The sequence below is a fragment of the Aldersonia sp. NBC_00410 genome, assembly GCF_026342035.1.
Taxonomy (GTDB): Bacteria; Actinomycetota; Actinomycetes; order Mycobacteriales; family Mycobacteriaceae; genus Aldersonia.
Window position 1 is genome coordinate 81,186 of sequence record NZ_JAPENM010000003.1, and the last position, 26,388, is coordinate 107,573.

23 protein-coding genes are annotated in these 26,388 nt (G+C 67.3%); 8 read left to right on the plus strand and 15 right to left on the minus strand.

Annotation, left to right across the window (positions count from 1 at the left end; translation table 11 throughout):
* Window position 1: 1 nt before the first annotated feature.
* The 7 genes from OG921_RS07360 to OG921_RS07390 form a co-directional block, all read right to left on the minus strand.
* Window positions 2-1,099: an MCE family protein gene (locus tag OG921_RS07360; protein ID WP_266111735.1), complete on the minus strand. Its 1,098-nt coding sequence runs from the start codon at window positions 1,097-1,099 to the stop codon at window positions 2-4.
* Window positions 1,099-2,094 carry an MCE family protein gene (locus OG921_RS07365; RefSeq protein ID WP_266111736.1) on the minus strand — a complete coding sequence of 332 codons (996 nt, stop codon included), beginning with the start codon at window positions 2,092-2,094 and terminating at the stop codon, window positions 1,099-1,101. The genes OG921_RS07360 and OG921_RS07365 overlap by 1 nt, the downstream gene beginning before the upstream one ends.
* Complete coding sequence (locus tag OG921_RS07370) at window positions 2,094-3,119, minus strand: MCE family protein (protein WP_266111737.1); 1,026 nt, start codon at window positions 3,117-3,119, stop codon at window positions 2,094-2,096. Before OG921_RS07370 ends, OG921_RS07365 begins: the two co-directional genes overlap by 1 nt.
* The gene (locus OG921_RS07375) at window positions 3,116-4,594 is read right to left on the minus strand and encodes an MlaD family protein (RefSeq protein WP_266111738.1); all 1,479 of its coding nucleotides are present in this window, start codon (window positions 4,592-4,594) and stop codon (window positions 3,116-3,118) included. The genes OG921_RS07370 and OG921_RS07375 overlap by 4 nt, the downstream gene beginning before the upstream one ends.
* Before the next feature lie 10 nt (window positions 4,595-4,604).
* Window positions 4,605-5,474: an ABC transporter permease gene (locus OG921_RS07380; RefSeq protein ID WP_266111739.1), complete on the minus strand. Its 870-nt coding sequence runs from the start codon at window positions 5,472-5,474 to the stop codon at window positions 4,605-4,607.
* Window position 5,475: 1 nt separating this feature from the next.
* Window positions 5,476-6,330 (minus strand): ABC transporter permease, encoded by an 855-nt coding sequence (locus OG921_RS07385; RefSeq protein ID WP_266111740.1) that lies wholly within the window; start codon window positions 6,328-6,330, stop codon window positions 5,476-5,478.
* Between the two features lie 150 nt (window positions 6,331-6,480).
* Entirely contained in the window at window positions 6,481-7,533 is a 1,053-nt protein-coding gene (locus tag OG921_RS07390; RefSeq protein ID WP_266111741.1) for an adenylate/guanylate cyclase domain-containing protein, read from the minus strand.
* Window positions 7,534-7,622: 89 nt separating this feature from the next.
* On the opposite strand from OG921_RS07390, the gene OG921_RS07395 reads away from it, so the two are divergent.
* Both OG921_RS07395 and OG921_RS07400 read left to right on the plus strand, forming a co-directional pair.
* Window positions 7,623-8,450 carry a translation initiation factor gene (locus tag OG921_RS07395; RefSeq protein WP_323182711.1) on the plus strand — a complete coding sequence of 276 codons (828 nt, stop codon included), beginning with the start codon at window positions 7,623-7,625 and terminating at the stop codon, window positions 8,448-8,450.
* A gap of 31 nt (window positions 8,451-8,481) precedes the next feature.
* Window positions 8,482-9,141, plus strand: coding sequence for a serine protease (locus OG921_RS07400; protein ID WP_266111742.1), 660 nt, complete (start codon window positions 8,482-8,484; stop codon window positions 9,139-9,141).
* Between the two features lie 70 nt (window positions 9,142-9,211).
* Here OG921_RS07400 and ilvD read toward each other — a convergent pair whose 3' ends face one another.
* The 3 genes from ilvD to OG921_RS07415 form a co-directional block, all read right to left on the minus strand.
* Window positions 9,212-10,951, minus strand: coding sequence for a dihydroxy-acid dehydratase (gene ilvD / locus OG921_RS07405; protein ID WP_266111743.1), 1,740 nt, complete (start codon window positions 10,949-10,951; stop codon window positions 9,212-9,214).
* Window positions 10,952-11,165: 214 nt separating this feature from the next.
* Window positions 11,166-12,647 carry an MFS transporter gene (locus OG921_RS07410; protein ID WP_266111744.1) on the minus strand — a complete coding sequence of 494 codons (1,482 nt, stop codon included), beginning with the start codon at window positions 12,645-12,647 and terminating at the stop codon, window positions 11,166-11,168.
* A 39-nt stretch (window positions 12,648-12,686) separates the two neighbouring features.
* On the minus strand, window positions 12,687-14,054 hold the full coding sequence (locus OG921_RS07415; RefSeq protein WP_266111745.1) for a wax ester/triacylglycerol synthase family O-acyltransferase: 1,368 nt from the start codon (window positions 14,052-14,054) through the stop codon (window positions 12,687-12,689).
* 178 nt (window positions 14,055-14,232) lie between these two features.
* On the opposite strand from OG921_RS07415, the gene OG921_RS07420 reads away from it, so the two are divergent.
* The 3 genes from OG921_RS07420 to OG921_RS07430 are packed head-to-tail and all read left to right on the plus strand — an operon-like array spanning window position 14,233 to window position 16,703.
* The gene (locus OG921_RS07420) at window positions 14,233-14,529 is read left to right on the plus strand and encodes a DUF6191 domain-containing protein (protein WP_266111746.1); all 297 of its coding nucleotides are present in this window, start codon (window positions 14,233-14,235) and stop codon (window positions 14,527-14,529) included.
* A gap of 54 nt (window positions 14,530-14,583) precedes the next feature.
* Window positions 14,584-15,669, plus strand: a complete 1,086-nt coding sequence (locus OG921_RS07425) for an ATP-dependent DNA ligase (RefSeq protein WP_266111747.1) — start codon at window positions 14,584-14,586, stop codon at window positions 15,667-15,669.
* The gene (locus OG921_RS07430; protein ID WP_266111748.1) at window positions 15,666-16,703 is read left to right on the plus strand and encodes a DNA polymerase domain-containing protein; all 1,038 of its coding nucleotides are present in this window, start codon (window positions 15,666-15,668) and stop codon (window positions 16,701-16,703) included. The genes OG921_RS07425 and OG921_RS07430 overlap by 4 nt, the downstream gene beginning before the upstream one ends.
* A gap of 57 nt (window positions 16,704-16,760) precedes the next feature.
* Here OG921_RS07430 and nhaA read toward each other — a convergent pair whose 3' ends face one another.
* Window positions 16,761-18,626, minus strand: coding sequence for a Na+/H+ antiporter NhaA (gene nhaA, locus OG921_RS07435; protein WP_266112266.1), 1,866 nt, complete (start codon window positions 18,624-18,626; stop codon window positions 16,761-16,763).
* A 174-nt stretch (window positions 18,627-18,800) separates the two neighbouring features.
* On the opposite strand from nhaA, the gene OG921_RS07440 reads away from it, so the two are divergent.
* The 3 genes from OG921_RS07440 to OG921_RS07450 all read left to right on the plus strand — a co-directional run bounded on the left by OG921_RS07440 (window position 18,801) and on the right by OG921_RS07450 (window position 21,764).
* Complete coding sequence (locus OG921_RS07440; protein ID WP_266111749.1) at window positions 18,801-19,307, plus strand: DUF6764 family protein; 507 nt, start codon at window positions 18,801-18,803, stop codon at window positions 19,305-19,307.
* A gap of 40 nt (window positions 19,308-19,347) precedes the next feature.
* Window positions 19,348-20,685 carry a cytochrome P450 gene (locus tag OG921_RS07445; RefSeq protein WP_266111750.1) on the plus strand — a complete coding sequence of 446 codons (1,338 nt, stop codon included), beginning with the start codon at window positions 19,348-19,350 and terminating at the stop codon, window positions 20,683-20,685.
* A gap of 230 nt (window positions 20,686-20,915) precedes the next feature.
* Window positions 20,916-21,764, plus strand: a complete 849-nt coding sequence (locus tag OG921_RS07450) for a L,D-transpeptidase (protein WP_266111751.1) — start codon at window positions 20,916-20,918, stop codon at window positions 21,762-21,764.
* A 65-nt stretch (window positions 21,765-21,829) separates the two neighbouring features.
* On the opposite strand, the gene OG921_RS07455 is transcribed toward OG921_RS07450, so the two are convergent.
* The 4 genes from OG921_RS07455 to OG921_RS07470 all read right to left on the minus strand — a co-directional run bounded on the left by OG921_RS07455 (window position 21,830) and on the right by OG921_RS07470 (window position 26,333).
* Window positions 21,830-23,797, minus strand: a complete 1,968-nt coding sequence (locus OG921_RS07455) for a M13 family metallopeptidase (RefSeq protein ID WP_266111752.1) — start codon at window positions 23,795-23,797, stop codon at window positions 21,830-21,832.
* Window positions 23,798-23,846: 49 nt separating this feature from the next.
* The gene (locus tag OG921_RS07460; RefSeq protein ID WP_266111753.1) at window positions 23,847-24,479 is read right to left on the minus strand and encodes a DUF4190 domain-containing protein; all 633 of its coding nucleotides are present in this window, start codon (window positions 24,477-24,479) and stop codon (window positions 23,847-23,849) included.
* A 16-nt stretch (window positions 24,480-24,495) separates the two neighbouring features.
* The gene (locus OG921_RS07465; RefSeq protein ID WP_266111754.1) at window positions 24,496-25,269 is read right to left on the minus strand and encodes a pirin-like bicupin family protein; all 774 of its coding nucleotides are present in this window, start codon (window positions 25,267-25,269) and stop codon (window positions 24,496-24,498) included.
* Between the two features lie 92 nt (window positions 25,270-25,361).
* Entirely contained in the window at window positions 25,362-26,333 is a 972-nt protein-coding gene (locus OG921_RS07470) for a pirin family protein (protein ID WP_266111755.1), read from the minus strand.
* Between the last annotated feature and the right edge of the window lie 55 nt (window positions 26,334-26,388).

A 26,388-nucleotide genomic window follows, 5' to 3' on the forward strand; every position in this document is an offset into this window, starting at 1 on the left:
CTCATCGGATCACCCCCAGTAGCGCGGCTGTCAGCCCGAGGTCGGGGCCGAAGTCCTTCAATTTGCCCGTGCGGCAACCGTCGGACCGCATCTGGATGCGTTCGCAGAACAGGCTGAGCAACTCGTTGTCGAACAGCGCCCGGTCCGTGAGCGCGTGCAGTCGGACGGCGCGCTCCTCGCGGCTCACGGCGTTGTCGATGTTCTGGAACAGCAGCGGTCCTACGTCGACGATCTCGGTGAGGCCGCGGGCGTTCTGCCGTAACTGCTGCGTGGTTCCGGTCAGCCGGGTGAGCGAATCGCCGAATGCCTGCTTGTTCTCGGCGAGCACCGAACTGGTGTTGGTCAGGAAATCGTCGAGCTGATCGAGCACGGCCTCCAGGCCCGGCGCCTGATCGGCGAGCAGACCGGACATCTGGGTCAGATTGTTGCTGAAATCCCGGACCGTCTGATCGTTCTCGGCGATCATCTGGGTCAGCTCGTTGAGCTTGATGATGCTGTTGGACACGGCATCCTGGTTGTCGAGGCCGGTCTTCAGCGCGCCCGACAACGCATCGAGAGTGCGGCGAATGTCCTCGCCGTGACCGTTCAGGATCTGATACAGGTTGTCGGCAGCCAGCGGCCCGGTGGGGTTGGCGGCGCTCGGGGAGAGCGCCGCGGCGAACTCGTCGATCGTCTTGATCAGCGTGCCGATTTCGACCGGCGTGCGCGTGCGGCCCAGCGGAATATGGTCGCCATCCTGGAGTTTCGGACCGTCCCCGGCGTAGGCGGGAGTCAGCTCGATATGCCGGTTGGTCACGACCGACGGCGAGACCGACGCCGCGATCGCCGCGGCGGGCACCGGAGTGTCGCCGTCCAGCGACATCTGCACCAGAACGTATTCACCCTTGGGCTCGATCTTGTCGATCTTGCCGATGGTAAGTCCGAGCACAGCCACTTCGTTGCCCTCGTAGACTCCGGCGATATTCTCGAAGTCGGCGGTGACGTGGATGGTCTTACCGAGTGCATCGTTCACCGAATCCGGCACGAGCGAGCACCCGGCAACGAACGTCGCGACGCCGCACACCGCGAGTGCCTTGATGTTTCGAATGACCCACCCCATTACTGGCACCCCTCGATCACCTGGACGAAGCACAACCAGTTGTCCGGGAAGATCCACGGCGCACCGACGTCACCGTAGTTGCCGTTGCCGAACGCGTTGTTCAACTGGCGCACGGTCACCGGCATGATTTCCAGCAGGTGATTGAGGTTGTCTCGGTTCTTCTCCAGGCCCTGCGACATCGTGTCGAGCGTCTGCAGCATCGGGCCGAACTGGTCGTTGTTCTCGACGCCGATCTCCTGCAACTGCCGCGACAGCGTGGCCATCGAATCCAGCAACTGCTCAATCAGGGCCTGCTGCTCCATGATCCGATTGCCGATCGCCTCACCCTGGCCCATGATCGACAGAATGTTGTTGCGGTTGTCGGCGAGCAGTGACGTCACCTGGTCGAGGTTCTGCAGCAGCGAGTTCACCTCGTCGCGACGGTTGTTGATCACCTGGGCCAGTGCGCCGACGCTGTCGAGGGCCTGCGCCGCGATCTGTGGGCTGTCGCCGAGTTGCTGGTCGAGCAGCGTGAGCGACTCGGTGATCTTGTTCGCATCGATCGCCTCGAACTTCGGCGTACCGATCTGCACGACATCGGCGAGATCGTAGGGAACGCTGCTGTTCGACAGCCGAATCCGATTGTCCGGCAAGCCGGAACCGTCACCGGGCTCCAGGTCGATGTAGTGCGCGCCGAGGATGGTGGACATCTTGATCGTCGCGTGCGCATCAGGTCCGAGGGCGAGACCGCGGTCGAGTTGCAGCTTCACCACGATGTGGTCGCCGTCGAGTTTCGCCGACCGCACCTGGCCCACATCGATTCCGGCAATCTTCACCTTGTCACCGGGGCGCATGCCTGCGGCCTGGACGAACTCTACCGAGACGGACTTCTCGCCGACGCCGACGGACTTGATCGCGCTCGAACCGAGCAGCAGCACGACGATGACGGCCGCGCCGAGCAGGCCGATCCAGAAGGGGCGGTTGCGCCGGAAGTCCGGCCGTGGAATTCGCGCCATCAGCGGCACACCTCCGAATGCGAGTTGCCGCCGACCTGGGAAAACAGACCGGGCGGGAACAGCACGCCCCACAGCGACACGTCGAGACTGCAGAAGTAGGCGTTCGCCCAGGCGCCGTTCTGGCTGATTCGGGCGATCGCGGTGAGCACCGGCGGTAGGTCGATCGCGGCCTGGTCGAGCGCGGCGCCATTGCCCACCAGGTAGTTCAGCGCCGTCGATGTCGAGTCCGAGGTGGTCTGCAACTGCGGCTGAATCTGCCCGATCATGTCGGCCATGGCATCGGTCGCGCCGGCGACTCGTTGCGTGGAGTTCAGCAGCGTCTGGCCCTGTGCGTACAGTCCGCCGACCAGGAATTGGGTCTGCGCGATCAGTGATTCCAGCTCGGTGCTGCGGTTCGCCAACCCGGACAGCACGCCGCTGAGATTGTCGATGACGCTGCCGAGAATCACGTCACGCTGCTGAACGGTGACGGCGAGGCCGGCGGCCTGCGTGATGAAGGCGCTCAGCGAGACGTTGTCACCCTGCAGCGCCTGAATCAGCGTGTTGGACAGTGAATTCACCTGTTCGGGCTGCAACGTGGAGAACAGTGGCTCGAACCCGTTCAGCAGCCCGGAGATATCGAACGAGGGCTCGGTGTGGTCGAGGGGAATCGCGCCCCCTGCCTCGAGCGGGGTGGCGTCGCCCTTGCCAGGGGCCAGCGCCAGGTACCGCTGTCCGATCAGATTCTGGTACCGCACAAGAGCTTTGGTGTTCGAGTAGAGCTGCTGATCGTCCTGCACGACGAAAGTGACGTTGGCGTTGTGGTTCGAGTCGAGCGCAATGCGCTCCACCCGGCCCACCCGCACACCCGAGATGCGGACATCGTCGCCGCCGTGCAGACCGAGCACGTCGGAGAACGTCGCGGAATAGGACTGCGTGTCACCTTCGACGTTGCGCTGCAGGGTGGACCAGGTCACCCAGGTGACCACAATCGAGATGATCGCGAACAGGCTGAAGCCGATCAGCGGCTTGGCGACGGTCCTCACCGCACACCCCCGTCCGTTACGGCTGTCGTCGAAACCGGATACAGCGCACCACCCTTGAGAGCAGCGCCGAGCAGCATCAGCTGGGTCGCGTTCGCCCGGTGACCGGAGAGCGCCTGCACCGCTGCCTGCCCGCGCAGGCCGCCCGGCCGCACCGATGCGGGTGTAGTCGCGTTCGCCGGGGTCGCGCCGGGCAGTTGTGGCAGCGGCACGTTGGGCAACTGCAGCCCGGGCAGTTGTGGCAACTGCGGGGCGGGCAACTGCAGGTTGGGCAGTGGGAGGTTGGGCAGTTGCGGCAGCGCCGGGACCTGTGGCGCGGGTATCGCGGGCACTTCCGGTGCAGCGACGGGCGCCGGGCCGGCCGTGTCGAGGCGTCGCGGCAGCATCTCCGAGGGCAGCACACCGGGATTGGAGCCGATCGGCGCCGTGGCGCAACTCGGGCCGGCCATGTCGCCGTAGCGCGGGCAGTCCGCCCGGGTGTACGGCGTGAAGGGCGTGAACGAGAGGTCCATGCTCCACGCCATCTGCTGGGCCGGACCCCAGTTGAAGGTGGTGTTCAGCGCTGCGAGTGAGTTGTTCAGATTGACCATCGTCTGCGTGATCGCCGACGGATCGCCCGCCATCGCGCCGAAGACGTTGTCGAGTCCGACCACGAGTTCCTTGCCGGAGTTGGGGTTTGCCGCGAACAGTGCGTTCACGGTGTCGACGGTGCCGCCCGCGGAGGCGAGCAGCGCGACGAGGTTGTCGCGTTCGGCGACAAGCGTGTTCGCCGTGGTGACCGAGCTGTTCAGCACGTCGATCAGTTCGGGCATCGACTCGTTGACCCCCGCGGCGGCCGCGCCGAAGTTCTGCAGGTCGGCACCGAGATCGGGGATTGCCGCATCGACTGCGGTGAGCCAGTTGTCGAGCCGGGCGATGGTGGAGCCGGGAGCGCGACCGCCCGGCTCCAGCGCGGTGGTGAGCGTGCCGAGCACCTGCCCGAGCTGTACCGGATCGATCTGGTCGGCGATATTTCGCAGCTGGGTCAGGGTGTCCTGCAGCGCGATGGTGCTCTTGCTCTTGTCCTCGGGAATCTCCGCGCCGGTCTCGAGCGGGGTGGCCGGACCGTTGTCGATCAACTCCACCGAAGTCACCGCGAAAATGTTGCTCGGCACGACGCGCGCGGTGACGCTGCTCGGCACACCGTCGAGGTAGTTCGGATCCATATTGATCTGCACCCGCTGAATCTCGCCCTGGGCGGCGACCTGCACACCTTCCACCTGGCCGACCAGCACACCGCGGAACTTGACGTCGGCGTCGGCGGGCAGTCCGTCACCGGTGGTGGTGAGCAACGCGGTAACCGGGGCCTTTTCTTCGAAGTCGCCGCGGTAGCGCATCATCAGCAGGGTCAACAGCAAGGCCAGGACCGCGATCAGCACGACGCCTGCCACGAAAAGTTGCCGGATCGTCGGACCGCGTCCGCTCGGATCGATGATCACTTGGTCCCCCTCAGCCCGAAATCCTGATGCCGGGCGTGATCCCCCAGATCGCCAAGGTCAGGAACATGTTCGCGAAGACCACGACGATGATGCACATCTTGATCGCGCGGCCCGCCGCGACGCCGACACCCTCGGGCCCGCCGGAGGCGAAGAAGCCGTAGTAACACTGGATGAACGTCGTCAGCGCGACGAAGATCATCGCTTTCGCGAGTGAATAGAGCACGTCCGTACTGACCAGGAATTGATAGAAATAGTGCATATAGGTGCCGCCGGAGGAGCCACCGATCAGCGTGACGGTGAGCTTGCACGAGATGTAGGCACCGGCCAGGCCGAGGCAGTAGAGCGGCACGATCGCGATCATCGCGGCGATCATGCGGGTGGTGACCAGGTAGGGCATCGGGCGGATCGCGACCGACTCGAGCGCGTCGATTTCTTCGGAGATGCGCATCGAACCCAGCTGGGCGGTGAATCGGCAGCCGGCCTGCACCGCGAAGGCCAGCGTGGCCAGTAGCGGCCCGATCTCGCGGGTGGTCGCGAACGCGGAGATCGCGCCGGTGAGCGGGCCCATGCCAAGCAGGTTCAGCGCCGTGTAGCCCTCCATACCGACGGTGATGCCGCCGAACACGGACAAGATCAGCACGACGCCGATGGTGCCGCCGCCGACTATGAGCGAGCCGTTGCCCCACGTCACGTCGGAGAGCAGGCGCCATACCTCTTTCGGGTACTGCCGCAGCGCGAGCGGGACGGCGCCGATCGCCTTGAGGAAGAAGACCAATTGGTGGCCCATCCGGGCGACCAGATTGAACGGGCCGGTGACGAGCCCACGCAGCGCACGCAGCGGGCGCAGCAGGGGTGGGACGTAGCGCGTGGAAACGGACACGTCACACCACCTGTGAGGGGAAGAAGGTGTTGTACAGCTGGGTGATGATGATGTTGACCGCGAACAGCATGATCGCCGAGGTCACCACCGCCGCATTCACCGAGTTCGCCACGCCGCCCGGCCCACCGCGGGTGTTCAGCCCGGTGTCGCAGGCGATGATCGCCGCGAGCAGACCGAAGATCAGCGACTTCACCAGCGCGACGATCAGGTCGGACGCCACTGCGAACGATGCGAACGTGCCGACATAGGAACCGGGGGTTCCGTTCTGGGCAAAGATGTTGAACATGTAGCCGGTCAGGAAGCCGACGAAGATGACGAACCCGCACAACAGGACGCTGACCAGCATTGCCGAGAGCAGGCGTGGTGCGACCAGACGCCGCATCGGATCCACGCCCATCACCTTCATGGCGTCGATTTCCTCGCGGATCGTGCGCGAACCGAGGTCGGCGCAGATGGCCGATCCGACTGCGCCGGCGATCATCAGCGAGGTGACCAGTGGCGCGCCCTGCCGGATGATGCCGAGTCCGTTGGCGGCGCCGATGAACGAGGTGGCGCCAACTTGCCCGGCGATCGAGCCGACCTGGATGGAGACGACGACGCCGATCGGGATGGCGACGAGCAGCGTCGGGGCCGCCGAGACGCTGGCCATGAAGCCACACTGCTTGATGAATTCCTGCCACGGAAACCGTCCGCGGAAGAGGTCGACGAACAACTCGACGATGGCCTGGACACCCATGGTGATCTGGCGACCGAAGGTCTCCAGCGACCGCTTGGGGTGGTCCTGCCAGTATCCACGCGCCCAGCTTCCCGCTGCGCTGACCTGCGACCGGGCGGGCGGACTCTGCGTCGAGTGCACGAAACTCCTTCCAACCGGCTTCCGTCGGAGTGCGCGGTTTGGGGGAACCCTAACAATAGAGACGTCTATGGCGGGAGCCCGGTCGTGACCCGGATCATAACTGTGAAATCGCCCACATCCGCCGAAGGTGTCCACATGCAACGGTAACTATCAGGTTGAGCTGTGGTTTTCCTTACGTGCGCGGCGCAGAACATGCAGCCCGAGGTGGTCGATTCCGCGCACCTTGATGTCGCGCAAGTGGCGGAAGGTGTAGCTGGGGTCGTCGTGCAAAAGTTCGGCGAGGCGATCGTCGATCATCACGGTGCCCGGCCGGGCGACGCCGGTGAGCCGTGCGGCGGTGTTGACCACCGGCCCGTAGAGGTCGCCCAAACGTTGCAGGACCGGTCCGGCGGCCATCCCGATCCGCAGCGCAGGCGTCGCGTCGGATTGTCCGGTTGCGGTCTGCAGATCGAGTGCGAGTTCGGCCGCGGCCCGTGGATCCTCAACCGCGAACATCACCTCGTCACCGACATTCTTGATCACCCAGCCACCGGCGCTGGTGATGAGGAACGTGGTGTGCGAGGTGAACGTCTCGATGAGGTCGGCCAGTTCGGTGCGGTCCAGGTGCCGCGTGAGCCGGGTGTAGCCGACCATGTCCGCGAATCCGACCACCAAAGTGCGGAGGCTCTCATCGAGCGCGCCGGACTCGGCGGCGGCCAGTGACCGCGACATCGCCGCCGCCAGATGCCTGCGCCACGTGTACTGCATGAGCTTCTCGAGCGCCGGCACCGTCCGCTCGGCGACCCGATGGGTCAGCTCGGTCAGTTGTTCGGCGGTTGGCTGCGCGCCGTCGCGGTCGGCCATGCACTGCTCGATCTCCCGCAGGATGAGCGCGTTGAGGATGTCGACCTGCCACTCCGCGAGGCGAGCCACCGACTGGCCGACCGTGCGCGCGATCCGGACCGGCATCTCGGTGCCGATGAGCCCGTCGTTCACCATCGCCGTCATCGTGCGGAGCGCGTCGATGTCGGCCTCGGTGTAGGTCTCGGCGGCCGGGTCGGGTGGCACGGGGAACCCCATCGCGACCCATTGCTCGCGCGCTTGCTCGACCGGAACGTTCGCCGCGCCGAGCAGCCGATCCCGGTCGTAGGCGTGGTCACCGAGTAAGTAGGTCTCGAGCTCGGCCTGCACAATGGCGGCGACGTCGCTCCCGGTCGGGGTCATGGTTCTCCATCCGAAGGTGTCGGGTAACAGCATGCCGTCCGCGACTCGACCGGCCAACAGGTTCGGCAGTGTTGTCGTGCGGGGGTGTCGTGTCGGAGTTGTATGCCAGAGTTGCCGCTGCAGATCCGATGCGTGCGAAGGCGGAAAGGGCGGGGACGACGATGGCGAGCGGTGCGGTGGGCGCCGGATTGACGGCCGAAGATCTGGCGGAGCTCACGGATGCGTTGGCGCAGGGGCGGCGGCCGACCGTCTATCTGCGCGACCCGGTCCCCGGCCTCGGCCTGCCCGCGGCGGTCTCGGCGAAGGTCGTCTCGGTCGACGGCGCGACGGTCCTGGTCAGTCCGCGCGGGGTCAACGACGAGTTGCCCTTCGAGGCCGACGAGCTACGGATGACGCGAAAGGCTGTGACCCCGGCGCGAAAGGCTGTGACCCCGGCGCCAAAGGCTGCACCGACTCCCAAGGCTCCGCGCAAGACGCGGCCCGCCACCGTGGTGCAGCCTGCCGAGCGCACGGTCGAGCCAGCGCCGACCGAGACTCCGCCCGCGAAGCCCGCACCCACACCGCGCGCGGGCGGCGCCCGGCGCAAGGCGCCGACCACGGTGACCGTCACCCTGCACGCCGACCTGGACGGTGCGTGGACCGTGGCGGTGCAACTCGGGGACCGGGCGCCGGGGAAGGCGGTGACGGTGGACGCCGATGCGGTCGAGAAGGCCATCGCCGAACTCGGCGAACCGGGCGCCCTGCGTGCGGTGCAGGCCGCGCTCGACACCGCGCGCCGAGCGGCAGCGGCCCGGGTAGAAGAGCTGACTCGGCAGTTGGAGCGGGCACGGGGTACTCTCGCGGCGCTTGGTGCCTCGAGCGAGGGGCCGTCGCGGCAGTTGCGAAACAAAGGGACCCGGCGCGAACGATCGAGTTGATATCGTTCGGGTTCCCAAGACTTGGAGAGACATGTTCAGAAAGCTCGCCACGGTGGTTGGCGCGGTACTGCTCGGCTTGGCGGTGTTCGGGGCGGCCCCTGCGGCGGCCCAAGGCGGTTCCGTTGTCATCGGCGGCGGATCCGGCATCATCGTCGACAAGCAATTCGAGTGCACGGTCACCACGATCGGCCATGATGGCGCCGGTCGGCTGGTCGGACTCACTGCCGGTCACTGTGGTGATGCCGGCGCCAGCGTCCTGTCCGAGGCGAACCCGTTCCTTGGCGAAATCGGGACGTTCACGTACTCGAACCCGGATCTCGACTATGCGGTGATCCAGTTCGATCCGGCCAGGGTGGCGCCGGTGAACCGGATCGGCAACGTCACCATCACCGGACTCGGCGACCCGGCGGCGTTCCCGCACATTGTCTGCAAGGAAGGCCGCACCACCGGCAACACCTGTGGCATCACCTGGGGCGACGTCTTCCAGACCGGCGTCGAGACGTGGACCCAGATGTGCGTCGTCGAGGGTGACTCGGGCGCGCCGGTCGTGCTCGGCACCACGCTGGTCGGAATGGTGAACGCCTACCTCGGCTACGCCTGCTTCGGCCCGGAGGTCGGCACCAACATGAACGCGATCCTGGGCGACCTGAACGGTCGCGGCATCGTGGGATCGGGATTCCGGCCGATCTAATATTCGACTCGAGCATGCTGCGAGGGGCCTTCCAGACACCTGGGAGGCCCCTCGTTCTGGGTTCTCCGAGCTAGCGGCAGACGGCGCCTTCGGACGCCGAGCCGACCAGCTTGGTGTATTTCGCGAGCACGCCCTTGCGGTAGCGCGGCGGCAGCGGCTCCCACCCCTGCCTGCGCGCGGCGAGCTCGTCCGCAGGCACGTGCAGATCGAGTGTCCCGTTCGCGACGTCGAGGGTGATGCGGTCACCGTCGCGGACAAACGCGATCGGCCCACCATCCACCGCTTCCGGCGCGACATGCCCCACGCACAGCCCGGTGGTGCCGCCGGAAAAGCGACCGTCGGTAAGCAAGAGCACGTCCTTGCCGAGGCCGGCGCCCTTGATCGCGCCGGTGATCGCGAGCATCTCCCGCATCCCGGGGCCGCCCTTCGGGCCCTCGTAGCGAATGCACACCACGTCGCCCGCGGTGATCGTGCCGTCCTCGAGAGCGTCCATCGCGGCCCGTTCGCGCTCGAAAACGCGTGCAGTGCCTTCGAATACGGACTCGTCGAAGCCGGCAGATTTCACCACCGCGCCGCCGGGTGCGAGCGATCCCTTCAGGATCGTGATGCCCCCGGTGGGATGAATCGGTGAGCCCATTGCGCGCAGCACCTTGCCGTCCGGGTCGGGCGGTGCGATCTCGGCCAGATTCTCCGCGACCGTACGGCCGGTGACCGTGAGGCAGTCGCCGTGCAGCAGTCCGGCATCGAGCAACGCCTTCATGATTACCGGCACGCCGCCGATATGGTCGACGTCCTTCATCACATGGCGACCGAACGGTTTCACGTCGGCAAGATGCGGTACCCGCGAGCCGACTTCGGCGAAGTCGTCGAGGTTCAGGGGCACGTCGGCCTCGTTTGCGATCGCGAGCAGGTGCAGCACCGCGTTGGTGGAGCCACCGAATGCCATCACCACCGCTATCGCGTTCTCGAACGCCTCGCGGGTGAGGATGTCGCTCGTCCGGATGCCGCGTCGCAGCAGCTCCACCACGGCCTGGCCGCTGCGCCGCGCGAAGCCGTCCCGCCGTCGGTCGGTCGCGGGCGGAGAAGCGCTGCCCGGCAACGACATTCCCATGGCTTCGGCGGCGCTGGCCATCGTGTTGGCGGTGTACATGCCGCCGCACGCACCCTCGCCGGGACAGATCGCGCGCTCGATCGCATCGACGTCCGCCTCGCTCATGAGACCGCGCGCGCATGCGCCGACCGCCTCGAACGCGTCGATGATCGTGACATCGCGTTCGGTGCCGTCGGACATCTTCGCGACGCCGGGCAGGATGGATCCCGCATAGAGAAACACGCTGGCGAGGTCGAGGCGCGCGGCCGCCATCAGCATCCCCGGCAGCGACTTGTCGCACCCGGCGAGCAGCACCGAACCGTCGAGGCGCTCGGCCTGCATGACGGTCTCCACGCTGTCGGCGATCACCTCCCTCGACACCAGCGAAAAGTGCATGCCCTCGTGGCCCATCGAGATGCCGTCGGAGACGGAGATGGTGCCGAACTCGAGCGGGTAGCCGCCCGCCGCGTGCACCCCGTCCTTCACCGCCTTGGCGAGCCGGTCCAACGACAGATTGCACGGGGTGATCTCGTTCCACGACGACGCGACCCCGATCTGGGATTTCCCCCAGTCGTCGTCGCCCATGCCGACCGCGCGCAGCATGCCGCGTGCAGCGGTCTTCTCGATGCCGTCGGTGACGTCGCGGCTGCGCGGCTTGATGTCGACGCCGGTGCGCCCGGCGGGCGTAATGCTGGTGGGTTGCTGTTCACCGGTGCTCATCGCAGTCACGTTACGCCCGCTGCAGTCCCGCTGACGCGCTACCAAGGAACCATTCGGCGCCCTGCCCGAACGGTCCGGGGAATCACGCTCGGCGATCGCCGCGGTGCCTACCTGAGCCTGCACCGCGGCCGTGGCTGCGTCGAAGTCGTTGGGTGGCAATGCTATCCGTGTGTCGGTCCGGCCGCGAAGGAGGCCCGCAGTGCCGGGACTACGCTCACGACGTGCCCGCAGACCGCACGCGCACAGCCGGTTCGACCGCGGGGCCGGAAATACCGCAGTGCGGCCTGCAGTCAATGGCTTCGGGTTCGGCCCGGCGCCGCGGAGGTGCCTTCCCGCCACCGAGCAGGACTGCGGCAACCACACTTCCGGCGATCAGCAGGCTTGCGCAAATCAGCATCGCGGTCCGGAACCCGTCATCGAACGCGGTGGCGTCGTCGAACCCGGCGGCGCTAATGCCGGCCAGGCCCGGGAGGGCGGCGACCGCGAGCAGTTGGGCGGTACGGGCGATGGCATTGTTCACTCCGGATGCGATGCCCGCCTCCCTGGTCGGGACCGCGCCGAGTACGGCGCCGGTCAGCGGGGCAACCAGGGCGGAGAGCCCCAGACCGAACACGACCACCGCGGGGAACACGTCGAGTAGATAGGACGCGTCCGGCCCGATCCGCAGCATCAGCAGCACGCCTGCGGCGGCGACCAGCGGTCCGACTGTCATTGGTATCCGCGGGCCGTGGCGCTGCGCCCAGCGGCCGGCGCTCGCGGACAGGCCGAGCATGAGCACGGTGATCGGAATTGTGGCCAGGCCTGCGGTGATCGGGCTGTATCCCGAAACCAGTTGCAGCTGCAGCAATAACAGGAAAAACACCCCACCGAGCGCGGTGTAGACGGCGAGGGTGACGATATTCGCCGCGGTGAAGACGCGGGACGCGAACAACGACGGCGGCACGAGCGGGTGGTCACTGTGCATCTCGATCAGCACGAACAGCAGCAGTAGTGCGATGCCGACCACCGCGAGTAGTGCGTTGGGCTCGATCAGTGCATAGGTGAGGCTGCCGAGACCGGCGGCGACGACCACGGCGCCGAACAGGTCGAGCCGCTTCGGGGCGTTGGGGTCGAGGCTTTCCGGCACGTGCATCGATCCGACCCAGAGCACGACCGCGGCCAGGGGCAGGTTGATCAGGAACACCGCGCGCCAGCTCACCGCCTCCACCAGCCAGCCGCCGAGGAACGGGCCGACGGCGCCGGCGATGCCACCGAACCCGGACCACAGCCCGATCGCCGCACCCTGGTCGCGCTCGTCGATGGACGCGGAGATCAGCGCCAGGCTGCCCGGCGTGAGCATCGCCCCGGCGACGCCCTGCAGAACGCGCGCGATGGCGAGGGTCTCGATATTCACCGCGAAACCGCACAATAGCGAGGCGAGCGCGAAAGCCGCGGTGCCCCAAAGGAATACCTTGCGCCGGCCGAGGCGATCGCCGAGTGCTCCGCCGAGCAGGATGAACGAGGCCAAGGTGAGTGTGTAGCCGCTGAGTACCCATTGCAGACCGGCGATATCGGAGTCGAGCGAACGACCGATCGCGGGGAGAGCCACGTTCACCACGGTCGAGTCCAGCATGGCGATGGAAGAGCCCAAAACCGTTGCGAGAACAATCCATCGCCCCTGTGCGGAGCGAAGCCGCGGTAGTTCGAGCTGGCTCACCCGCTCCAAGCTACGCCGAGTCGGCCCGTCCCGATTGCGCTATGCGGTCGCCTTCTCCAGGTCGGTGAGCGAGTCCTCGAGGTGCGTGAGCAGGCGTTGCAGGTGCGGAACACTGTGCCGGTCACCGGTGAGGCCGAAGTCGAGATAACCAGCACGGCTGGTGAGCGTGATGTTGAGCGCGAACCCGTCGAGCACGATCGACAGCGGATACAGCCCGTCGAGCCGGGCACCGTTGTAGAAAAGATCCTCCGTCGGGCCGGGCACGTTGGAAATCAGAATGTTGAACGACGGCTGCGCGAACCGGGCGTAACCGGGAATCTGGTTTAGCGCGATCGACGACATGTTGACCGCGCCGATCGCCATCGCCTGCAACGGGGTGACGCTGCGCATGAACTCCTTGCTCTGCCGCATCGAGTGGGCGATCGTTTCGAGCCGCCGCACCGGATCGGCTTGATCGGTGGCGAGGTTGCACAGGATGATGCTGACCGCGTTGCCGCCGCCCTGATCGCCGGGTGCGCGCAGGGAGACGGGCACGGCCGTGATCAGCGGGTCGTCGGGCAGTGCGGATTGCTCGAGCAGGTACTCGCGCAGCGCTCCAGCACACATCGCGAGGACGACATCGTTCAGCTTGGTGCCGGTCGCCTTGGCGACGGAGCTCAGCCGGTCCATCGGCCACGTCTGTGCGGCGAACCGCCGCGCGCCACCGATGGGCACGTTGAACATCGAGCGCGGCGCCTGCATGGGGCCGAGGACATCGCTGCCGCGCAGTGCCTGATTGGCCAGGCGAACCGCAGTGGGTGCCAGCCCGGCTACGTCACCGATGAGATCGGCGCCCGAGCGGAGCAGCGCCAGCGGATTCGGTCCGCTGCGCGAATTGGTGCGCGGTCGCTTTTCGTGGGGTGACCACGGCGCGGGGCAGTCGCGCGCATCGGGGTCCGTCGACAGCGTCCGTTCCAGCATCTTCAACGCCGTGATGCCGTCGAGCAGCGAATGGTGGATCTTGTGGTAGATCGCCAAACGGTTGTCCTCGAGACCCTCGATGACATGCATCTCCCACAACGGCCGATGCCGGTCGAGCAGCGTGCCGTGGATGCGGGACACCAGCGCGAGCAGTTCACGCACCCGACCCGGACGCGGTAGCGCGGAGAGCCGGACGTGATACTCGAGGTCGACATCCTGGTCCTGCACCATCCGGATGTTGCCCAGCGTGCCGACGGGGTTGACGGGACGGTTGCGGTACAGCGGGTGCATTTCGTGTTGCGCGATGAACGACTCGTACATCTCGCGGGCGTAGTCGGGGCCTGCGCCCTCGGGTGGAACGTAGAGATGCATGCCGCCGACATGCATCGGGTGCTCGCGACTTTCGCCGAGCAGGAATACCGAGTCGATCGGTGCCAGAAATCCCATGTGCCGTGCCTGTCTCGAGTCGGAACCGTCTTGCCCGGCATGGGAACCAACGGTGTTCACCAGGGTGCCCCCTCGACTGTAGTCGCGGCTTGGATCGCAGCGGGGCCATCGACGCAGGTAACCTTGGCTCCAATCGACCCGGCGCCGATACCGGCGCAGGTGCACGGGGGTGCGCGTTATGGGAACGGCGTTGCTGGCAGTTCTCGCGTTGATAGGGGTCGGCGCGGTGCTCGATCAGGTGTTGCTGTGGCTGGAAAGACACGCATGGCTGCGCTGGCGCAAGACCACCGCGTCCAGCGGGGGCGGCGCGGCGGGGATGTTCGGCGAGATGCAGAACTTGTTCGCGCCGTCCAATCGCCACGTGATCGAGGAGATCGAGCACAAGCAGATTACGCGTGCGGAGGCCGCGATCGCGGGCGATATCGATCTCTCTAGCGGCACGGTGTGGATCGCCCGCCGCGATGCGCCACGGTAGTGGCGGCCCCAAATTTGCCGGCCCGGTGTCGGCCGGTACTGCCATGATGAAGCCATGCGCCTACCCGTCCGGCCACCGCTGAAGCCGATGCTCGCGAAGGCCGCCGCCGCGGTACCCGAGCAGCCCGACGAGGGCGACCCGGTGTGGTTGTACGAACCGAAGTGGGATGGCTTCCGCACCATCGTGTTTCGCGACGGCGACGAGGTGGTGCTCGGCTCGCGCAACACCAAGGACCTGGGCAGGTACTTCCCGGAGATGGTCGAGGCGGCGCGTGCGGAGCTGCCCGAGCGCTGTGTCGTCGACGGTGAGCTGGTGGTGCCGCGGGAGATCGACGGGCGGGTCCGGTTGGATTGGGAGGCGTTGTCCTCGCGGATCCATCCGGCCGACAGCCGGGTGCAGCTGCTCTCCGGTGAGTTCCCGTCCCGGTTCGTCGGCTTCGATCTGCTCGCGATCGACGACGAGGACCTCACCGCGACGCCGTTGCGGGAGCGCCGGGAACGACTGCTCGGCGTGGTCGGCGACGCGCCGTCGATTCATGCCGCCGACGGGCCGTCGATACATGTCACGGTCGCGACGATGGACCCGGCGACGGCGCAGCGCTGGTTCTCCGATTTCGAGGGCGCCGGCCTGGACGGCGTGATCGCGAAGCGACTCGGCGGCCGGTATGTGTCGGACAAGCGCGAGATGGTGAAGGTCAAGCACGCCAGGACTGCCGACGCCGTGGTGCTGGGCTACCGGATGCACAAGAACATTCACGGCATCGGGTCGATGCTGCTCGGGCTCTACGACGGCGACGAACTGCGCATGATCGGTGGCACGTCGGCGTTCACCGAAGCCCGGCGCAAGGAACTGCTCGCGGAGCTGGAACCGCTGCGGGTCGGCGAGGACGTCACCGCAGCCGGCGAGGTGAACCGCTGGCGGTCCAGCGCGGACGCCAGCTTCATTCCGCTGCGCCCGGAGCGGGTGGTCGAAGTTGCCTACGACCAGATGGAGGGCGCGCGGTTGCGGCACGCGGCGCGGTTCGTGCGCTGGCGGCCCGACCGCGATCCGGAGTCGTGCACCTATGACCAACTGGAGGTTCCGGTGCGCTACGACTTCGCGGACGTCCTCGCCGGCGGATCTGCGGAGGCCGTCCGATGAGCCCGAAGGCGCCGGCCGAGGAACTCGACGTCGACGGTGTCGCGGTGCGGCTGTCCAACCCGGACAAGGTGTACTTCCCGCAGCTGGGTTCCGACGGCGGCACCAAGCGGCACCTCGTCGAGTACTACCGGACGGTGGCGCTCGACGGCGCGATTATGACCGCGCTGCGCAATCGCCCCACCTACCTGCAGCGCTTCCCCGATGGCGTCGAGGGTGAGGAGATCTACCAGAAGCGTTTGCCCGCAAAACGTCCCGAGCATGTGCAGAGTTGTAGCGTGACGTTCCCGTCCGGTCGGCACGCCGATGCGCTGCTCGTCACCAACCCCGCCGACGTGGTGTGGGGCGCGAACCTCGGCTCGGTGACGTTCCATCCGCTTGCACCCCGGTCGCCGGACCTCGACCATCCAGACGAGCTGCGCATCGATTTCGATCCGCAGCCGGGCACCGGCTTCGACGAGGCGCGCACGGTCGCGCTCGAGGTGATGCACCCGCTGCTCGACGAACTCGGCATCATCGGCTACCCGAAGACCTCCGGTGGTCGCGGCCTGCACGTGTACATCCGGATAGCGCAGCGCTGGAATTTCCTCGAGGTGCGCCGCGCCGCGATCGCCCTCGCGCGCGAGCTCGAGCGGCGCAGCGACGACCGGGTGACCACCGCGTGGTGGAAGGAGGAGCGCGGTGAGCGGATGTTCATCGACTACAACCAGAACGCCCAGGACCGTTCGATCGCGTCGGCCTACTCGGTGCGCCGCACCCCGATCGCTACCGTATCCACACCGGTGACCTGGGACGAACTCGGCGACGTGCAACCCGACGACTGCACCATCGCGACCGTGCCCGCCCTGCTGGCGAAGCGCGGCGACCCGATGGGGAGCATCGACGACGTCGCGCACTCGCTCGACAAGCTGCTGGAGATGGCCGAGCGGGACACGGCGAACGGCCTGCCCGGGCTGCCGTACCCGCCGAATTATCCGAAGATGCCCGACGAGCCGAAGCGGGTGCAGCCGAGCCGGGATACCGACCGGAAGAAGTAGGCGCACATTCTTGAACGGTTGCGGCCGAATTTGACGGGATCCCGCCGAAACCTGCCGCTAGTGGTCCGAGAGGTCCGCTGCCCGTATTTCCTCCAACCGCGCAATCAACGTCGCCGCGTCGTAGTGCCCCCGATGCCGCACCGGCACGCTGTCCCCGATGCCGAGGAAAAACGTTGGGGTGCCGCCGATATCGCTCGACGCCGCATCGATCTGGTCGTCGTCCACCCGCACGGCGAAGCGCTCGGTGCGCATATCCTCGTCGAAGCGGTCGAGGTCCAGTTCCAGCCGCGCGGCGTACTCGCGGATGTCGTCGGGGGCGAGCGCGTCGTGATGCAGGAACAGCGTGTCGTGCATCTCCCAGAATTTGCCTTGTACCGCAGCGGCTTCCGCCGCCTGCGCGGCATACCGGGCGAACGGGTGGTGTTCCTCGAGCGGAAGGTGGCGAAACACGTAGCGCAGGTCGTCGCCGAAATGGGTGCGCACCTGGCGGATGCTGCCGGTGGCCTTGCTGCAGAACGGGCATTCGAAATCGCCGTACTCGACCAGCGTCAGGGGTGCGCCGATACCCCCGCGCACATGGTCGCGCCGGAAGTCGAGCGGCCGTAGCAGGCGAGCGCCGAGCTTGTCCGACTCGGGATTGAGCCGGCGGTCGGCGGCGAAGATCGCCCAGCCGAGCAGCGTGGCGATCACGCTGGCCGCGAGCACACCCACCCGCGCCTCGTCGGCGAGCAGCCCGTCGCCGAGTGCGAGATCGACGATGAACAGTGAGATGGTGAATCCGATCCCGGACAGCGTCGCGCCGCCGGCGATCCAGGTCGGCCGCAGGCCGGGCGCGAGGCTGCCCGGCTTCAGTTTGGCCAACAGCAGGCTCGCCCCGGCGATGCCGACGAACTTGCCGAGCACGAGTCCGACGATCACGCCCCAGGTCAGCGGCGAGGTCGCGGCCGCGCGCAGGGTGTCACCGGTCAGCGTGACGCCGGCGTTCGCGAGGGCGAAGAGCGGCACGATCACGAAGGCGGTGTAGGGCTCGTACAGCCGCATCAGGCGCTCGTTCACCGACACCGCGCGGTCGATGCCGAGCCGGGCCGAGCGGGCGTACTCCGGGTTCGGTGACTGCCGGAATGCGCGGGTCAGCTCCGCGGCCCGTTCCACCTCGCTGCGTCGCGGCGCATACACCGGCAGGATCAGCGCGATCATCACGCCGGCCAGCGTCGGGTGCACGCCGGACTCGTAGGTGGCCACCCAGGTCACCACCGCCACCACCGCGTACCCGACGCCGCGCCATGCCCCCTGGCGCCGCAGCCACATGATCGCGAGCAGGCCGACGCCGGCCACCGCGAGCCACCCGAGGCGCAGATCGTCGGTGTAGACGACGGCGATCACCGCGAGGGCGCCGATATCGTCGGCCACCGCGAGGGTGAGCAGGAAGACCCGCAGGCGCGCACCACAGGCCGGGCCGATGAGCGCGAGCGCGCCGAGCAGGAACGCGGTGTCGGTCGAGATCACCACGCCCCAGGCACTCGCCGCCTCGCCGCTCGGGTTGACCAGCAGAAACAGTGCAGCGGGCAGCGCGAGGCCCGCGAGTGCGGCGATGATCGGCGCCATCGCGCGCCGTCGATCGGTGAGCTCACCGGTGGTGAACTCGCGTTTGACGTCGAGGCCGACGACAAAGAAGAACAACGTCATCAGTCCGTCGTTGACCCAGTGCATCAGATCGAGCGTCAACGACATGTCGCCGATGCTGACCGAGGCGGGCGTGTGCCAGAAGTCCGAATAAGTTTGTGACCAAGGCGAATTCGCCCACACCAGGGCGATGACGGTCGCGCCGAGCAGGAAGGCCGCGGCAAGCGATTCGGCATTCCCGTCCCGGCGGGCGTCCTGCAGCGTGCCGACGAGCCGACGCAACAGCTTGGGGTCGGTCATCGTCTGTTCGGCCACGCCCGGTCACCGCCCGTCGTCTTGCGTTCACCTTCGAAAAGGACAATGCCGGGCAAGCGTATTCGCATTCCCGCGAGTCCGTCTCGAGTGCCGAACCGCCCGCGCTGCGCTGCTCGAACGAGTAGCGTGATTGGCGACGTCGGGTGAAGGGAGACGTCGATGTTCGTGAGATTCCTGGCGTGCAGCGTGGCCGTCACGGGGATCGCAGTGGCCGGCCCGTTCGCGGCCGCCGGGCCTGCGGGGGCCGTTGTGGCCAGGTGCACCTCGATCGGGGCCACGAACATGACGATCATCGACGGCATCAATGCCTGCGGCGCCGAGTCCGACGGCACCGGCAACGCGACGGCCTACGGCGACGGCGGTATCGGCTACGCCAAGGCGCAGCGCGGCGCGCTGGCGATCGGTGTCGGGCTCGACGGTGGTGTCGGTGCCAGCCAGGGCGTGGGCGGCATCCCGGCCGCGGTCGGGATCGGTCCGGGCAGCGTCGCGATCGCGTCGGTGGCCAGCGGGGCGCTGTCGCTTGCGCTTGCGCTGAACAACTCGCAGGCCCTCGTTGCCGACGCGGATCAGGGCGTGATCTGCCAGGGCCCGAGTGCACTGGCCTGGAATGCGCAGGCTGGGCGTTTCTGCGTCGCCACCCCGGTCGGACTGTGGTCGTACAAATGAGCGGGGTGAACCGCACGCCATTTCGCCACGTGTTGTCGGCATGAACGCTAGGATCGATCCCCGCGCGCCGCGGCTGATGCCGCTGCACGGGATCGCCGCCGCGCTCGACCCGGATCGGTACTTCAAGTGGCGGCGCAGTTGCGACGGCGATCCGTTCGTGGTGCGGTTTCCGCGCTTCGGCGACGTGCTCTTCACCGGCAGCCCCGAGGGCGCTCGGGACATCTTCCGTGCGCCCATCGACGTGTTCGAGGCAGCGCAACCCAATCCGATCGCCCCGATGGTGGGTGACGCCTCGCTGATCCTGGTGGGTGGGGAGGAACACCGGCGCGATCGAGCATTGCTGATGCCGACGTTTCACGGTCGCCGGATGCGCGCCTACGCCGAGGTGATCCGGGACTCCGCGCTGCACGAGATCGCCCGCTGGCGGCCGGGTGACCGCGTCGATTCGCGGGCGGCGTCGCGGGCGATCACACTGCGGGTGATCCTCGAAGCAGTTTTCGGCATCGACAGCCACGACCGGCGCGAGGAGTACTCGCGGACCGTCGTCGACTTTCTCGGCTCGTACTCGGGTGCGCTGATGCTCGCACCGGCGCTGCGCAAGCAGGTGTTCGGTTTGGGTCCGTGGGCACATTTTCTGCGGTTGCGGGACCGTTTCGATGCGCTGTTGACCGCCGATATCGACCGGCGCAAGCAGGCGGGGGTCACCGGCTCGACCGATGTGCTCGGCATGCTGCTCGACGCGCGCTACGACGACGGCTCCGCGATCGGCGACGCCGAGCTGCGCGAACAGCTGCGTTCGCTGCTGGTCGCCGGGCACGAAACCACCGCGACGGCCGTCGTCTGGGCACTGTTTCACCTGCACCGGAACCCCGCCGTGCTGGACCGGCTGCTCGACGAGGTGGCCGGCGCCGGGGACGATCCGCTCGCGCTGGTGAAGCTGCCGTTCCTCGACGCGGTGTGCCACGAGACGCTACGGCTGCATCCACCGGTGCCGATCGTGCTGCGCCGCCTGCGTGCCCCGCTCGAAGTGCGCGGTGTGCGGCGGGAGGCCGGCGCGGCGGTGGGCGTCTCGCTCGCGCTGCTGCACTCCGACCGCGAGCTGTGGGCCGACCCGGACCGGTTCGACCCGGACCGGTTCCTCCAGCGGAAATACGGGCCGTTCGAGTACGCGCCATTCGGTGGTGGGCACCGGCGCTGCATCGGCGCGGCGCTGGCCGAGTACGAAATGCGCATCGTGCTCGCCACCGTGCTGTCCCGGGTGCGGCTCGAGCTGCCCGAGCGGACACGCCTTGCTGCCCCGCCGATCGCGGTTCCGAACAGCATCGGCACCGGTCCGCGGCGGCCGATCGTTTTCGACGTCGTCTCCCGGGTTGCGTGAGCTACATCACATCGGGGTACTCGCCAAAGGTGTTGCGCGCGTCTCATTTGGCCCCGGAAGTGGCTCGTCCTGATTGGCCAAGGCGCGTGGATTGTGCACTAATGGTTGAAACGTCCGAGCGCGGCGCATAGTTGCCGCGGGACCGGACTGTCGTCCGCCGGTGACGCCGCGCGGAAGAGTTAAGGGAAATGGGTGCATTCGCCATGACGACAAACCGACCGAATCGAACCATGCCTCGGGCCGCTACCCGCGCCGTGCTCGCCGTCGCAGGTGTTGCAGTAACCGGGTTGGCCATCGTGGCACCGGCCCAGGCCGATCCATTGTGGCCGGGTGGCCCCGATGTGCCCGGCGTGCCTGCGCTGATCCCGCCGGGCTGGACGCCGCCGCAGCTGCCCGGCACGCCGCCACCGCCCAAGCAGCTCGCACCGCAGGAACAGCCCGCGGTCTTCCCGGCCAACGGCGAGGTCGTCGGTGCCAAGCGTGCCGTCGACGTCTTCTTCCGCGCACCGATCGTCGACCGCCCCGCCGCGGAGTCGACCATCGTCGTCACGCCGTCGACGCCTGTCGCCGGCCACTTCAACTGGGTCGACGACAGCCACCTGCAGTGGGTGCCGGACGACTACTGGCCGCGCAACACCGGAGTGACGGTCGCGGCCACGGGCGCGCAGTCTGCGTTCAAGATCAGTGACGCGTTCGAGTCCGTCGGCGATGCCGCCGCGCACACGTTCAGCGTGAAGATCGGCGGCGACGTGGTGCGCACCTTCCCGGCCGCGCTCGGCAAACCCGGCCACGAAACCCCGAACGGCACCTTCCACGTGCTGGAGAAAGACGCCGACGTGGTGATGGATTCCTCCACCTACGGCGTGCCGGTCGACGCACCCGAGGGCTACCGGGTCGATGTCAAGTGGGCAACCCGGCTGACCTGGGACGGCATCTACGTGCACGCCGCGCCGTGGTCGGTCGATCAGCAGGGCAACAGCAACGTCAGCCATGGCTGCATCAACCTGAGCACCACGAACGCGAAGTGGTACTACGACAACGTGCACAATGGCGACGCGGTGACCATCGTCAACTCTTAGTTGACAGCGCCGCTTACGCACCGACGCCAAGGGCCGCCCGCATCCGCGGGCGGCCCTTTCGCGTGTCACCAGATCTTGATGCGCTGATCCGGCTCCAGGTACAGCGCGTCGCCGGGCTGCACGTCGAATGCCTCGTGGAAGGTATCCATGTTGCGTACGACGCCGTTGCACCGGAACTCCGGCGGCGAGTGCGGATCGACGGCGAGTCGGCGTAGTGCCTCCTCGTCGCGGGCCTTCGTCCGCCACACCTGCGCCCAGCCGTAGAACACCCGCTGCAGGCCGGTGAGCCCGTCGATGACGGGCGCCTCCTTGCCGTCGAGCGAGATTCGGTACGCCTCCACCGCGATCGACAGGCCGCCCAGGTCACCGATGTTCTCGCCGATGGTGAATTCACCGTTCACTCGGTGGCCGGGCAGCGCCTTCGGCTCGAACTCGTTGTACTGAGCGATGAGGGCCTTGGTCCGCTTGCCGAACTCGGTGCGGTCGTCGTCGTTCCACCAGTCGCTCATGTTTCCGTCGCCGTCGTACTTCGCGCCCTGGTCGTCGAAGCCGTGGCCGATTTCGTGCCCGATCACGGCACCGATCCCGCCGTAGTTCGCGGCGTCGTCGGCGGTCGCGTCGAAGAACGGCGGCTGCAGGATCGCGGCCGGGAAGACGATCTCGTTCAGGCCCGGGTTGTAGTACGCGTTCACCGTCTGCGGCGTCATGAACCATTCGTCGCGGTCCACCGGTCCGCCGAGTTTGGCCAGGTCGCGGTCGTTGTCGGCGGCGTAGCCGCGGCGGTAGTTGCCGATCGGATCGTCGGGGTCGATGACGATCGACGAGTAGTCGCGCCAGGTGTCCGGATAACCGATCTTGGGTGTGAACTTGTCGAGCTTCGTGAGCGCCGCGGCACGGGTGTCCGCGCTCATCCAGTCGAGGTTGCCGATGTTGCGCCGGTAGGCCTCGCGCAGGTTGTCGACGAGTTCGACCATCCGCTCCTTGGCGGCAGGCGGGAAGTGCCGTTCGACATACAGCTTGCCGACGGCCTCGCCCAGCAGTTCCTGCACCAGGCCGACGCCGCGCTTCCAGCGCTCGGGGATCTCCTTGGTGCCGGTCAACCGGGTGCCGTAGAAGGCGTAGTGCTCCTCGACGAACGCCGCGGGCAGAAACCGCGCCCGCGAACGCAGAATTCGCCACGTCGCCCAGGCCTGCCAGTCGGCAAGCGACTGCGATGCCCACACGTCACCGAAAACGCGCACGTAGCTCGGCTGGCGTACGACGATCTCGGCGAACCGCTCGGTGGCGTGGCCGGTGCCCTCGCCGAGCCCGGCGATCCAGGCGATCCAGTTGAAGTTCGGTGCGGCCGAGACCACATTGTCGAAACTGACCAGGTTGTAGCTGCGCTCGGCGTCGCGGCGCTTGACCACATCCCAGTGCCCGGCGGCGAGCTTGCTTTCGAGGTCCAGCACCGTGGCCGGGTCGTAGGTCACCCCGGCGAGCGCGAACACCCGCCCGATATGAGCGACGTAGTCCGCGCGCAACCCGGCGTGCTCGTCGAGCCGGTAGTACGACTCGTCGGGCAGGCCGAGACCGGACTGGGTGAAGTGCACGATGTAGCGCTCGGAGTTCTTCGCGTCGGTGTCGACGTAGTGCGCGAGGGCACCCGGCACGCCGCAGCGCTGCAGCCGGCCGAGCAATGCGGCCATCGAGTCGCGGTCCTGCACCGACCGAACGGCGTCCAGTTCGGCGGCGATCGGCTCGATACCGGCGGCCTCGACGGCCGCGGCGTTCATGAAGCTGGTGTACAGGTCGCCGATGCGTTGGGTGTCGGTGCCGCGCTCGGCGCCTGCGTCTGCTGCTTCCAGGATGATCGTCTGTGCATCGATCTCGGCCTGGTCGTACAGCGTGCGGAACGCGCCGTCGACCGCGCGGTCGCCGGGAATCTCGTACCCGTCGAGCCAGGAGCCGTTGACGTGGACGAACAGGTCGTCCTGCGGCCGCACCGCGGTGGCGCGTTGGGAAAGGTCGATGCCGGAGAGTTGCGCGGTCATCTGACCATATTTACACCGGCCGGCAATCGCCGCAGTTCCGGGCTGGGCGTCAGCGCGTCGGTGCAGTGGAGGGCTCTAGGGTGACGCCGAACCGGTCCTCGAGATTGCCCTGGAACTCGTTGTCGCAACGCCGCTGGGCCGCGGTATTGTCGCCGGCCTTCTGGAGGCAGTCGACGTAGGTCCCGGCGCCGGACTCGTTGAAGACCCAGACTCCGAACACGAGCATCGCGATCGCGGCGATGATGCCCACCACGCCGAGGACGATGCCGCCGATCGCCATCCCCTTCCCCGGCGCGCCCTCCTTGCGCGACCGGCCGATTGCGACGAGGCCGAGGACAAGCGCGACGAGTCCAAGGCCGATCCCGCCGATGATCGTCCAGCACGTCAGGACGGCGAAGATGCCGACCACCAGCGCCGCGATCGCGAGTCCGGCGCCGCGCCGCCGCTCTCCGTAATACCCAGATCCGGGGTAGCCCGGCTGCCCGTAGGGCTGCTGGCCGTACTGGGGCTGGCCGTACTGCGGCTGCTGCTGCCCGTACTGGGGTTGTCCGTACGGGGGTGGTTGCTGACCATATTGCGGCTGCTGGCCGTACGGAGGTTGCTGGCCGTACGGCGGCTGTTGCCCGTACGGCGGACCCCACTGATTGGGCTGCCCGGGACCTTCGGGTGGTGGCTGGGTCATGTGTCGTCCTCCCGCGTCAGTCCGGCATCCCGAGCCGGGCGTGCATTTCCCAGATCAGCACCTCGGCCGGGCCATCGGATTCGATCCGTTGTCCACCGGTGTTGGTCAGTCGAACGGCATCGCCGGCGTGCAGGCGTCCGGCACCTTCCATGTCGACCGCTCCGGCCGCGACGAACACGTGGACGAAGGGCGCGCTCGGCACGTTGACCGCACGTTCACCGGTCATTCTTGCGACATGCAGCGCGGAGTGTTTGCTGTTGATCGTGATTGCGGTCGAGTTGCGGTGCGTGGCCATACCGGAGGCGACGGTGACGAGGTCGCCGGAACGCAGCTCGTCGTCGATCTCGAGTTGCTGGTAGCCCGGGGTGAGTCCGGCCTCGTCGGGCACGACCCACATCTGCACGAAATGCACTGGTGCGATGTTGTTTTCGCTCGCACGAAGCGAGCTCGCATCGTTCTTCTCCGAGTGCAGGATGCCGGATCCGGCGCTCATCCGCTGGGCCAGACCGGGATAGACGACGCCGCTGTGGCCCAGTGAGTCCTGGTGCACGAGGCTACCGTCGAGCACCCAGGTCACGATCTCCATGTCGCGGTGCGGATGGGTCTCGAATCCGGCACCAGGGGCTACGACATCGTCGTTGTTCACCAACAGCAAACCGTGATGCGTATTTTCGGGATCGTAGTTCGCGCCGAATGAGAACGAGTGTTTCGAATCCAGCCAGGACACGCGGGTTTTCAGCCGATCACCGCCGCGGTGAATATCGATGTGCGGTGTCACTGGCGCGGCCACACCCGACCTCCTCTGCTGTACTCCGAACGTGAATCCAGACTACGGCAGCACAACGCGCGGCGGCCCCGGATAGGGACCGCCACTGCGGGCGGCTATAGCGCCGCGTGCTCGGCGGGAATGGTGCCGAGTCGCCCGGCCTGGAAGTCCTCGAACGCGTCGATCACTTCCTGCCTGGTGTTCATCACGAACGGTCCGGCCATCGCGATCGGTTCGCGAATCGGCTTGCCGCCCAGGATGAATACCTCGAGCGCGCCGGCACGATCGTCCTGCGTCTCGGACGCTGTGACCGTGATGGTTTCGCCGGTATGACCCGGTCCGAAGACGGCGGTCTGACCCATCTGGATCGGGCGCTGCTCGGCGCCGACGGTGCCCGCGCCGGCGAGCGCGTACAACACCGCGTTGAACTCCGGGTTCCACGGCAGGGTCAGGCTCGCACCGGGCGCGATCGTGATGTGCGTCAGCGCAATAGGTGTGTAGGTCGACCCCGGCCCGTGATATCCGCCGATTTCACCGGCGATCACCCGGATCAGGGCACCGCCGTCCGGCGAGGACAGCAGTGTCACCTTCGCGCCGGTGATGTCCTGGTAGCGCGGCGCGGCGAACTTGTTCGAGCGCGGCAGGTTCACCCACAACTGCACGCCGTGGAACAGGCCACCGGAGACGACGAGGTGCTCGGGCGGGGTCTCGATGTGCAGAATGCCGCCGCCTGCGGTCATCCACTGGGTGTCGCCGCCGCCGATCGTGCCGCCGCCGCCGTTGGAGTCTTGGTGCTCCATGATGCCGTCGATCATGTAGGTCACGGTCTCGAAGCCGCGGTGCGGGTGCCAGGGCGTGCCCTTCGGCTCGCCGGGGGCGTACTCCACCTCGCCCATCTGATCCATGTGGATGAACGGGTCGAGCAATTGCATCGGGATGCCCGCGAACGCGCGGCGCACCGGGAAGCCCTCGCCCTCGAAGCCGCGTGGCGCCGTGGTCAGGCTGACCACCGGACGGGGCCGCGCATCGCGATCGGCAACGTCGAGCCTCGGCAATGTAAGGATGTCTTGCACTCCCACCGCTGGCATGTTCCACCTCCGCTGATTGAGAGTTCAACTAACAGAGTGTACAACCGGTTCACGC

What these genes read in the sequence shown, in the direction of transcription:
- OG921_RS07445 (WP_266111750.1), top strand. Translation starts at nt 19,348, where the DNA reads ATGAACGCTAGGATCGATCCCCGCGCGCCGCGGCTGATGCCGCTGCAC.
- OG921_RS07360 (WP_266111735.1), bottom strand. Translation starts at nt 1,099, where the DNA reads ATGGGGTGGGTCATTCGAAACATCAAGGCACTCGCGGTGTGCGGCGTC.
- OG921_RS07440 (WP_266111749.1), top strand. Translation starts at nt 18,801, where the DNA reads ATGTTCGTGAGATTCCTGGCGTGCAGCGTGGCCGTCACGGGGATCGCA.
- OG921_RS07450 (WP_266111751.1), top strand. Translation starts at nt 20,916, where the DNA reads ATGCCTCGGGCCGCTACCCGCGCCGTGCTCGCCGTCGCAGGTGTTGCA.
- OG921_RS07420 (WP_266111746.1), top strand. Translation starts at nt 14,233, where the DNA reads ATGGGAACGGCGTTGCTGGCAGTTCTCGCGTTGATAGGGGTCGGCGCG.
- OG921_RS07390 (WP_266111741.1), bottom strand. Translation starts at nt 7,533, where the DNA reads ATGACCCCGACCGGGAGCGACGTCGCCGCCATTGTGCAGGCCGAGCTC.
- OG921_RS07430 (WP_266111748.1), top strand. Translation starts at nt 15,666, where the DNA reads ATGAGCCCGAAGGCGCCGGCCGAGGAACTCGACGTCGACGGTGTCGCG.
- ilvD (WP_266111743.1), bottom strand. Translation starts at nt 10,951, where the DNA reads ATGAGCACCGGTGAACAGCAACCCACCAGCATTACGCCCGCCGGGCGC.
- nhaA (WP_266112266.1), bottom strand. Translation starts at nt 18,626, where the DNA reads ATGACCGACCCCAAGCTGTTGCGTCGGCTCGTCGGCACGCTGCAGGAC.
- OG921_RS07455 (WP_266111752.1), bottom strand. Translation starts at nt 23,797, where the DNA reads ATGACCGCGCAACTCTCCGGCATCGACCTTTCCCAACGCGCCACCGCG.
- OG921_RS07425 (WP_266111747.1), top strand. Translation starts at nt 14,584, where the DNA reads ATGCGCCTACCCGTCCGGCCACCGCTGAAGCCGATGCTCGCGAAGGCC.
- OG921_RS07400 (WP_266111742.1), top strand. Translation starts at nt 8,482, where the DNA reads ATGTTCAGAAAGCTCGCCACGGTGGTTGGCGCGGTACTGCTCGGCTTG.
- OG921_RS07365 (WP_266111736.1), bottom strand. Translation starts at nt 2,094, where the DNA reads ATGGCGCGAATTCCACGGCCGGACTTCCGGCGCAACCGCCCCTTCTGG.
- OG921_RS07460 (WP_266111753.1), bottom strand. Translation starts at nt 24,479, where the DNA reads ATGACCCAGCCACCACCCGAAGGTCCCGGGCAGCCCAATCAGTGGGGT.
- OG921_RS07415 (WP_266111745.1), bottom strand. Translation starts at nt 14,054, where the DNA reads ATGGGATTTCTGGCACCGATCGACTCGGTATTCCTGCTCGGCGAAAGT.
- OG921_RS07470 (WP_266111755.1), bottom strand. Translation starts at nt 26,333, where the DNA reads ATGCCAGCGGTGGGAGTGCAAGACATCCTTACATTGCCGAGGCTCGAC.